The 335-nt window shown below is 40.0% G+C and carries 1 protein-coding gene; it reads right to left on the bottom strand.

What is annotated here, in order from left to right; genetic code table 11:
- Window positions 1-219 (bottom strand): TSUP family transporter (locus tag FLQ44_RS20035; protein ID WP_147695775.1); only part of this gene is annotated, 219 nt, incomplete at its 3' end.
- Between the last annotated feature and the right edge of the window lie 116 nt (window positions 220-335).

Here is a 335-nt window from a genome sequence, read left to right on the forward strand (position 1 = left end):
CCATTCAATTTTGACTTGTTTTAAATAAGAAAATGCTGCGGATGCAGTTCCACAAATGGATGCAAGCTTGTTAGTACCAAAAACCGTAGCCGTCGGATAATGAGGCAACGCCCCCATCAAAGCAGGAATTTGAATCAGTCCCCCACCTCCGACAGCAGCATCAATCGCGCCTGCACAAAAGGCAAAAAACACTAAACTGAGAATAATATCAAATTCCATAACATTCACTTATCTTTTAATGGTGCTATATTTGAACAGTGCTCGTTCTTCAATCCACTGAATTTTGAGGCAATATTTCTAATCAAAGATTTAAAACACGTTTCGGTACCAAGCGC

Origin of the sequence: Vogesella mureinivorans, assembly GCF_007644035.1 — a bacterium.
In the GTDB taxonomy this organism is placed as follows: Bacteria; Pseudomonadota; Gammaproteobacteria; order Burkholderiales; family Chromobacteriaceae; genus Vogesella; species Vogesella mureinivorans.